The following is a 3,268-nucleotide window of genomic DNA, read 5'->3' as shown; positions in this document are numbered from 1 at the left end:
TCGACCTGAACCACCTTTGAACGACCATGGCTGAAGCTCTGCCGCACGGAACCGGCATCCACCGTCCGTCCGACTTCCCTCCGGCCCGCCGGCCGCAGGGACAAGCGTCCCTTACCCTGATCCTGATCGTTGCCTTCGCTCATGTACCCGCCTGTTCACACCGTCCGGCGGACCGCTCCGCCGAATTCGGGCCAGTCCTGCCGGACAAACCCGCAAAACGTTCACTCTCGATACGGAAACGGCGCGCCAGTTCACCATGCAGCATGGCTGCATGAACAACATGGTCGCGGCCAAATGCCGCACCCAGACCCGATGCCGTAGGAACAACCGTAACCGGAAGGTCCCGTGCACCGGACAAAACTCTCTTCCTCTCGTCGGGGCTGCCATCGGCCGCCTGGATCACCAGACCGGCGCGACCGCCCACAACCCACTCACGCACCTTGGCGAAACCGCAGACAATCTGCCCGGCCCGCCGTGCCAGCCCCGCGACATCCATCATGCGCCGCAGCAGCCCGTCTTCCACAAGATGGGTCAGGTCAGGATGAATAACAACCCTTCCCCGTGCCGCGCGTGCGAAGACGCCACGTGTGCGTGCCGTTTCTAACACATCCGCGCGTGCGCTCAACCAAATTCCCCGTCCGGGCAGACGTGCGGAAAGATCAGGGATCACGACTCCATCGGGGGAAATGACGAATCTGATCATTTCCTCCCTGGGCAGACGGAGCCGCGTCACGGCGCAGCGGCGCAGCGGACCGCGCTCTTCATCCGCCATGTCGCCTGCGTCTTCCGCGTGGGGATGACCCTGATCAGACGTCGGACGTCTCCTCTTGCGTGGTGTTCTCGTCACCCTCGAACCAGTGCGCGCGCGCCGCCATGATGATTTCGTTGGCCGCGTCCTCATCTATGGCGTCGCTGCCCAGAATCTCGACCAGTTCGTCACCGGCCAGATCGGCCAGGTCATCCAGCGTCTTCACGCCCTTCTCACCCAGCGTGACCAGCATCTGGTTGGTGAACACGCCCAGCATGGCGATGTCATCCGTCACCCCGAGTTCACGCCGCCTGTTGTCCAGTTCCTCTTCCTGACCGGCCAGGAAGCCTTCGGCGCGACGGACCAGTTCGCTGGCCACATCCTCGTCAAAGCCTTCGATGTTGGCCAGTTCATCGGCGTCCGCGAAGGCCAGTTCCTCGATGGAGTGGAAGCCCTCGGTCACCAGAAGCCCGGCAATGACGTCATCAACGTCCAGCGCTCGACAAACAGGTTGCTGCGACGGCGGAATTCTTCCTGCCGGCGCTCCGATTCCTCGGCCTCGGTCAGGATGTCGATATCCCACCGCGTCAACTGGCTGGCAAGGCGCACGTTCTGCCCGCGCCGCCCGATGGCGAGGCTGAGCTGGTCATCGGGAACCACGACTTCCACGCGACCGGCTTCCTCATCCATCACCACCTTGCTGACTTCCGCCGGGGCAAGGGCGTTGACGACGAAGGTCGCGGCCTGCGGACTCCACGGGATAATATCGATCTTCTCGCCCTGGAGTTCCTTCACCACTTCCTGCACGCGGCGGCCGCGCACGCCCACGCACGCGCCGACCGGGTCGATCGAGGCGTCACGCGAGATGACGGCCATCTTCGCGCGCGATCCGGGGTCACGGGCCACGGCCTTGATCTCGATGATGCCATCGTAGATTTCGGGCACTTCCTGCGCGAACAGCTTGGCCAGGAAGGCCGGATGCGTGCGGGAGAGGAAAATCTGCGGGCCACGCGGTTCGTCGCGCACGTCATAGATATAGGCGCGGACGCGATCGGAATTGCGGAAGCTTTCCCGCGGGATCAGTTCGTCACGGCGCAGCAGGGCCTCGGCATCGCCGATCTCGACCAGCAGGTTGCCGTATTCCGTACGCTTGACCGTTCCGTTGACGATCTCGCCCACGCGGTCCTTGAAGTCATTGAACTGGCGGCGGCGTTCGTATTCGCGCACGCGCTGGACAATCACCTGCTTGGCCGTCTGGGCCGCGATGCGCCCGAAATCGATGGGCGGCAGCGGGTCGATCAGGTATTCCCCAAGCTGGATTTCCGGCTTGAACTTGCGGGCGATGTACAGCGGAATCTGCGTCTCTTCGTTTTCCACCGCCTCGACCGCCTCGGTCCAGCGGGACAGGCGCACATCGCCGGTCTTGCGGTCGATGGTGGCGCGGATATCCTTTTCGTGGCCGTATTTGGCGCGACCGGCCTTCTGGATGGCCTGCTCCATCGCTTCCAGCACTTCCTCGCGGTCGATCGACTTTTCCCGCGCTACGGCATCGGCCACCAGCAGCAGTTCGGGACGGGCAACGGACGTATCCATCAGTGTCTCCACAACATCGTTCAGTTGGCCTTGCGCGCCGGCTTGCGGCCGGGCCTGCCACTGGCCTTCTGCGTTTCAGCCGGGGGTGCTTCCTCCGGCCCGTTTTCCTCGCTGGCGGGTGCGGGCTGCATCATCCGCGCACTCGCTCGATCAGTTCGTCCGTCAGGACAAGTCGCGCCTTGCGCATATCCGCGAAAGGCAGCGAAACCTCGGCGCCATCATCCAGCCGCATCAGGCCATGGCCATCACGCGCGCCCAGCACGATACCGGCGAACCGCTTGCGGCCGTCAATTGGCATGTTCATCTCGGCGCGGGCAAGATGGCCCGCGAAACGCTCCCAGTCCTTGACACGTGTCAGGGGCCGGTCGATCCCGGCGGAGGAGACTTCCAGCGTCCACGCCCCCGGCAGCGGGTCATCCACGTCCAGGATCGCGCCGACCGCATGGCTGATCTGTTCGCAGTCCTCGATGGTGATGAGCGAGCCATCGGCCCGATCCGCCATGATCTGGACCGTGGGCGATTCACGCCCCAGCACCGCCACGCGCACGAGTCGAACCCCATGTCGACCAGCGCGGGCGCGATCATCGCGGCGATGCGGGCATCGAGGCCCGTCAGGAAAGGCAGATCAGCGTCCAATGCAAAAAAGGCAGCCCTGCGGCCACCCCCCAAAGAAAAAACCAGAGATGAAGGAATTGTGTATAACATAAGTCACGCCATCCCCGACCGCAAGGAATATATGCGCGCGGCAGCGTTACATTTCCTCTCTCTTATCGTCTTGCCATATCCCGCGCCTGCGCCACATTATGCGGTCATGACACCCATGCCCTCACCGCCGGAACCCGAACGGGAACAACGCAGTGAACGCCCGGCCGGCCGCAGCAGGCTGGTCGTGGTGGGGCTGATCGCGGCCGTGGTGGCGGGTGGCGG

Annotated in this window: 2 protein-coding genes and 2 pseudogenes; all 4 read right to left on the bottom strand. The window is 64.0% G+C overall.

All coding sequences use genetic code 11. From position 1 onward, the window contains the following. Positions 1-143: translation initiation factor IF-2 associated domain-containing protein (locus tag JCM25156_RS27990; protein ID WP_148299383.1), on the bottom strand; the 143-nt coding region annotated here is incomplete at its 3' end. Next, positions 140-772 carry an RNA-binding protein gene (locus tag JCM25156_RS11860; RefSeq protein ID WP_025813232.1) on the bottom strand — a complete coding sequence of 211 codons (633 nt, stop codon included), beginning with the start codon at positions 770-772 and terminating at the stop codon, positions 140-142. The genes JCM25156_RS27990 and JCM25156_RS11860, both read right to left, overlap by 4 nt. A gap of 34 nt (positions 773-806) precedes the next feature. Next, a pseudogene (nusA, locus tag JCM25156_RS23925) lies at positions 807-2,341 on the bottom strand (transcription termination factor NusA). A gap of 20 nt (positions 2,342-2,361) precedes the next feature. Then, positions 2,362-2,977 (bottom strand): annotated as a pseudogene (gene rimP / locus JCM25156_RS23920) (ribosome maturation factor RimP). Positions 2,978-3,268: the final 291 nt, after the last annotated feature.

This window comes from Komagataeibacter kakiaceti JCM 25156 (assembly GCF_000613305.1).
This window is presented reverse-complemented; position numbering and strand designations above follow the sequence as displayed.